Raw genomic sequence first — 5,077 nt, forward strand, 5'->3', positions numbered from 1 at the left:
CGGGGGCGGCTCGGCGCAGGCGGTGAGCACGGCCGCCGCGGCGAGCGCGACGAAGGAGAGGGTCCGGCGGACCGGGAACGCGGACATCATCTGCGGAAAGCCTTCCCCCTGAAGATCAGTGGAGCTGAAGATACATGGTCGGCAGGCCACATTGTGACCTCGCATGGTAAACTCTTGCTGAGCAAGCGTGGCCATTGGGCCGCGCCGGAAAACTCAGTCGAACAGTTTCGACACGCTCTCTTCATTGGCGATGCGGCGGATCGCCTCCCCGATGAGGGGAGCGCAGGTGACCACGCGGACCTTGTCGCTGCGGGTGACCACCTCGGTGGCCTCTATGGAATCGGTGACCACCAGCTCGCGCAGGACGGAGGCGGTGACCCGCTCCACCGCCCCGCCCGACAGCACGCCGTGGGTGACGTAGGCGGAGACCTCGGTGGCGCCGTGCTCCATCAGCGCCTTGGCGGCGTTGCACAGGGTGCCGGCGGAATCGACGATGTCGTCGTAGAGGATGCAGCGGCGGCCGCTGACGTCGCCGATGATGTTCATGACCTCCGACTGGCCGGGGCCCGAACGGCGCTTGTCGACGATGGCCAGGTCCGCGCCCAGCCGGCTGGCCAGCGCCCGGGCCCGCACCACCCCGCCCACGTCCGGCGAGACGATCATGATGTCGTCGGTCTTGCGGTAGTGCTCGCGGATGTCGTCGGCCATGCGCCGGGCCGGCAGCAGGTTGTCGGTGGGGATGTCGAAGAAACCCTGGATCTGGCCGGCGTGCAGATCCATCGTCAGCACGCGGTCGGCGCCGGCGCGGGTGATCAGGTTGGCCACCAGCTTGGCCGAGATCGGCGTGCGGCCGCCGGTCTTCCGGTCCTGGCGGGCGTAGCCGAAGTAGGGGAGCACGGCGGTGATCCGGCGGCCCGACGCGCGCTTCAGCGCGTCGATGCAGATCAGGAGCTCCATGAGGTTGTCGTTGGCCGGATAGCTGGTCGACTGGATGACGAAGACGTCCTCGCCGCGGACGTTCTCGTCGATGGTCACGAAGACCTCGTTGTCGGCGAACCGGCGCACCTGGGCGCGGGTCAGCGGCATGTCGAGGTAGTCGGCGATGGACTGAGCCAGCGTACGATTCGAGTTGCCGGCCAGCAGCTTCATCGAGACCCCCACAGCGCCTTCGCCAATGGGGCGGCCTTGTAGCAGCGAAGGCGCGCGAGTCTAGGCGTCAGGTCAGCGCGATGGCCGAAAGCAGGCGGCCGTAGTCCGGCTCGCCGAGCTTGAAGGCGCGGCGGTTGGAGTAGAACCAGTCGGCTTCCGCGCAGGTGTCGCGGCCGATCCACTCGGCCTTGCCGACGCCGGCGGCCGAGAGGCGGGCCAGGACGAAGCCGGGCAGGTCGAACATCCGCTTGTCCGGCGCCGCGCCCGGCTCGAAGAAGCGCACATAGCCGCGGTCGAAGTGGGTGAAGCGCTCCAGGAACTCGACGCCCACCTCGTAGGAGGCCGGCCCGATGCAGGGGCCGATGGCGGCGCGGATGCGGGCCCGGTCGGAGCCCAGCGCCTCCATCCGGGCGACGGTGGCCTCGACGACGCCGGTGAGCGCCCCCTTCCAGCCGGCGTGGGCGGCGGCGACCACCCGGGCCACCGGGTCGGCCATCAGGACGGGCGCGCAGTCGGCGGCGAGCGCCCCGCAGACCACGCCCCTGGTGGCGCTGACCACGGCGTCGGCCTGGGGCGGGCCGGCCGGCCAGGCGCCGTCGGCGACGAGCGCGGTGGCGGAGTGGACCTGGTAGGCGGTGACGATCGCCTCGGCCCCGAACCAGGCGGCGGCCCGGCGGCGGTTCTCCTGCACGGCGTCGGGGTCGTCCTTCGAGCCCACGCCAACGTTGAGGCTGGCGTAGATCCCCTCCGACACGCCCCCCTGGCGGGTGAAGAAGCCGTGCCGGACGCCGTCCAGGTCGAGGAGCGGGGAGGTGAGCACGGGCAGTTCCATCAGGCGTCCTCGAAGGCGGGCGGCGTCCAGCCGGGCGAATGGATCACGCAGGCCTTGAAGAGCTCGCCCATCTGGTCGGCGCCGACCAGGCGGTGGAGCTGGCGGCCGACGGCGGCGGACTTGGCCGGGCGGGCGCGGACCAGGGCCTCGGCGCGCTCGCCTATGCCCATGCGCGCAAGGAACTCGGCCTGGGTGAGGATAGCGGCCTGCGCCCCTTCCGCCGCCGCGGCGGCCATCACGGCGGGGAAGTCGGCGTGGACGGTGAGGTCGGCCTCGCCCGGGCAGTCCAGGGGATCGACCTTCCGGTGGCGGCGGAGCGCCTGCAGGGTGTCGCCGAAGCCCGGGCCGTCGCGGCCGTAGTCGATGAGCAGGGCCGCGCCGCCGTCGTCCACGACCCGGCGGCCGATCTCGTGGCCCAGCGCCGCCTGAGCCGCCGACTGCTCCCAGACCGCGCGCTCGGGCGCGTCGGGGAAGGGCAGGACCGGGGCGGCGGCGAGGCCGAAGGCGAGCCGGCCCTGGGCGTCCAGGCCCACCACCTGCTCGGCCCAGCCGGTGGCGGTGCGCACGAACTGGCGGGCGGGCAGGCAGTCCAGGAGCTCGTTGGCGACCAGGATCAGGGGCGCGCCCGCGGGCACCTCGGCCAGGGCGCCGGCCCAGCGGACGGTGTCGCCCAGCACCTGGCGCTGCCGGGCCTGCAGGGGCCCGGAGACCTCCACCAGCCAGACCTCGCAGGCGGCGAGGAAGCCGGGGGCCACCCGGGCGGCGCGGAGCAGGTCGCTCATCAGGGTGCCGTCGCCGGGGCCCATCTCCACCAGCCGCACGCGGGCCGGCGCGCCCATCATCTGCCAGGCGGCCGCGGCCCAGACGCCGACCAGCTCGCCGAACATCTGGCTGACCAGGGGGGCGGTGAGGAAGTCGCCGGCCTCGCCCAGGCCGGGCCGGGTCGCATAGTATCCTTCCTGCGGATCGTGCAGGCAGCGGGCCATGAACTGGGCGACCGTCATCGGGCCGCCGGCGGCGATCTCCGCCGCCAGCCGGTCGCGCAGGCTCATCTCAGACGGACTTGGCCGCGCCGGGGCCGGGCTCCGGCGGTGCGGACTCGGCCGGCAGGACCGGCGGCAGGGGCTCGCGCATGCCGCGCCAGATCAGCCACAGGCCAAAGGCGATCATCGGGATCGACAGCATCATCCCCATGGTCAGGCCGAACGGGAAGGCGGGCAGGTAGGCGTCCGGCTCGCGGACGGTCTCCAGGCTCGCCCGGATCAGGCCGTAGCCGGCGGTGAACATCCCCATCACCACGCCGCGGCGGTTGAGCAGCTTCGCCCCGTGGGTCGCCCACATCAGGACGGCGAACAGCAGCAGGCCCTCGAGGGCCGCCTCGTAGAGCTGGCTCGGGTGGCGGGGCTCGGCGCCCGCGCCGGGGAAGACGATCCCCCAGGGGAGGGTGGTGGGCCGGCCCCAGAGCTCGCCGTTGATGAAGTTGGCGATGCGGCCGAAGAACAGGCCGATGGGCACGGCCGGGGCGACCACGTCGCCCAGCCGCCAGAGGTCGAGCCGGTTGCGCATGGCGAAGAAGATCATCGCCAGGAAGACGCCGATCGCCCCGCCGTGGAAGCTCATCCCGCCCTTCCAGACCTGCACGATCTGCACCGGGTCCTCGACGATCAGGGACGGCGTGTAGAACACCACGTGGCCGAGCCGGCCGCCGACGATGACGCCGATGGTCACCCACAGGATCAGGTCGTCGATCTGCTCGGGCGTGACGGGCGGCGACCGATTGACCCAGAGGCGGGCGTTGCGCACGAGGCCGACGGCCCAGCGCCAGCCGAGCAGGATGCCGGCGACATAGGCGAGCGCGTACCAGCGGATCGCGAACGGTCCGATCTGCACCAGAACGGGGTCGAATTCGGGGAAGGGCACGGTTTGGGCGGCTCCAGCGTTCAGGTGATGACGGGTTTAGACGACTAGCCCTTCGCTTTCACCCCTCGCGGGGCCATATAGAGGATGTGGCGGCCCCCACGGCCGTCGTTTCGAGCTCAAGATGCAGACCCAGAATCCCTTTCTCGACGAGATGGCCAAGCTGACCTCGGCCGCCATGGGGCTCGCCCAGGCGGCGGGCGAGGAGGCCAAGGCCGCCCTGCGCTCGCAGGCCGACCGCATCGCCGCCGAGTTCGACCTGATCCGCCGCGAGGACTTCGACGCGCTGAAGGCCGAGGTGGCCGCGCTCCGCGCCGAGGTGGAGGCGCTGCGGGCGACGAAGGGCAAGTCCAAACCGGCGGCTCCGCCGGCCGACGCCCCCTGAGCGCGACGCCGCTGATTCCCCCACAACCAATCGCGCGAACGTGGGTCGCCCGGGGCAAGAACCGGGTGACGGCCCCGCCGCAAAGCAGCTTACTTTCAATATCGCAGGCGATTCGGGGGCGGCCATCCGCTCCCCGCCCCTTGCGAAAGGACCTCGGGTCTCATGGACATCACCCAGTCTGACGACAACGTCCTCCTCGGGAATGATCCCCTGGATGTCGTGGAGCACGTGCTCACGGCGGAAAACCTGCCGTTCGACCGTACAGAAGACGGGGATCTCGCCTTCGCCCTCGCGGGCGACTGGAAGGACTACGAACTCTGGTTCGCCTGGCGGCCCGAAGGCGACTGCCTTCAGCTCTGCCTCTCGATGGATCTGGCGGTGGCCAAGGACCAGCGGCAGGCGGCGCAGGAGCTGATCGCCGCGATCAACCCACGCGTCTGGCTCGGCCACTTCGAACTGTGGGAAGACGGCGAGATCATCTTCCGGCACGGCATGGCGCTGATGACCGGCGAGCAGCCGAGCCTGGCCCAGGCCGCGGCGATGATCGACGTGGCCGTCGAGGCGGGCGACCGCTTCTACCCGGCCTTCGACTTCCTGGTCCGCGGCTCCAAGTCGCCCCAGGACGCCATCGCCGCCTGCATGTTCGAGACGGTCGGCGAGGCTTAAGGAACGCGCCCTTCTCCCCCGCAAGGGGGAGAAGGGAACTCGCATCTGCGGCCCGCCCCGATTAGGGTCGCGCCGATGATCACTCCCATCCTGATGCTGGGCGCCGGGCGCATGGGCGGCGCGGTGCT

The 5,077-nt window shown here is 71.4% G+C and carries 6 protein-coding genes; 2 read left to right on the forward strand and 4 right to left on the reverse strand.

Annotated features, from left to right (window positions below; translation table 11 throughout):
- Window positions 1–213: 213 nt before the first annotated feature.
- From V7Z97_RS19175 to lgt, 4 genes are all read right to left on the reverse strand, one after another.
- The gene (locus V7Z97_RS19175) at window positions 214–1,149 is read right to left on the reverse strand and encodes a ribose-phosphate pyrophosphokinase (RefSeq protein ID WP_334165061.1); all 936 of its coding nucleotides are present in this window, start codon (window positions 1,147–1,149) and stop codon (window positions 214–216) included.
- 67 nt (window positions 1,150–1,216) lie between these two features.
- Window positions 1,217–1,981, reverse strand: coding sequence for a peptidoglycan editing factor PgeF (pgeF, locus tag V7Z97_RS19180; RefSeq protein WP_334165064.1), 765 nt, complete (start codon window positions 1,979–1,981; stop codon window positions 1,217–1,219).
- Window positions 1,981–3,033 carry a class I SAM-dependent methyltransferase gene (locus V7Z97_RS19185; RefSeq protein ID WP_334165066.1) on the reverse strand — a complete coding sequence of 351 codons (1,053 nt, stop codon included), beginning with the start codon at window positions 3,031–3,033 and terminating at the stop codon, window positions 1,981–1,983. The genes pgeF and V7Z97_RS19185 overlap by 1 nt, the downstream gene beginning before the upstream one ends.
- 1 nt (window position 3,034) lies before the next feature.
- Window positions 3,035–3,901 (reverse strand): prolipoprotein diacylglyceryl transferase, encoded by an 867-nt coding sequence (lgt, locus tag V7Z97_RS19190; protein ID WP_334165067.1) that lies wholly within the window; start codon window positions 3,899–3,901, stop codon window positions 3,035–3,037.
- A gap of 121 nt (window positions 3,902–4,022) precedes the next feature.
- Here lgt and V7Z97_RS19195 point away from each other — a divergent pair, with 121 nt between their 5' ends.
- Window positions 4,023–4,283: an accessory factor UbiK family protein gene (locus tag V7Z97_RS19195; protein ID WP_334165069.1), complete on the forward strand. Its 261-nt coding sequence runs from the start codon at window positions 4,023–4,025 to the stop codon at window positions 4,281–4,283.
- 162 nt (window positions 4,284–4,445) lie between these two features.
- Complete coding sequence (locus V7Z97_RS19200; RefSeq protein ID WP_334165070.1) at window positions 4,446–4,949, forward strand: YbjN domain-containing protein; 504 nt, start codon at window positions 4,446–4,448, stop codon at window positions 4,947–4,949.
- Window positions 4,950–5,077 lie beyond the last annotated feature (128 nt).

Source organism: Phenylobacterium sp. (assembly GCF_036821595.1).
In the GTDB taxonomy this organism is placed as follows: domain Bacteria; phylum Pseudomonadota; class Alphaproteobacteria; order Caulobacterales; family Caulobacteraceae; genus Phenylobacterium.

What these genes read in the sequence shown, in the direction of transcription:
- pgeF (WP_334165064.1), bottom strand. Translation starts at nt 1,981, where the DNA reads ATGGAACTGCCCGTGCTCACCTCCCCGCTCCTCGACCTGGACGGCGTC.
- V7Z97_RS19185 (WP_334165066.1), bottom strand. Translation starts at nt 3,033, where the DNA reads ATGAGCCTGCGCGACCGGCTGGCGGCGGAGATCGCCGCCGGCGGCCCG.
- V7Z97_RS19175 (WP_334165061.1), bottom strand. Translation starts at nt 1,149, where the DNA reads ATGAAGCTGCTGGCCGGCAACTCGAATCGTACGCTGGCTCAGTCCATC.
- V7Z97_RS19200 (WP_334165070.1), top strand. Translation starts at nt 4,446, where the DNA reads ATGGACATCACCCAGTCTGACGACAACGTCCTCCTCGGGAATGATCCC.
- V7Z97_RS19195 (WP_334165069.1), top strand. Translation starts at nt 4,023, where the DNA reads ATGCAGACCCAGAATCCCTTTCTCGACGAGATGGCCAAGCTGACCTCG.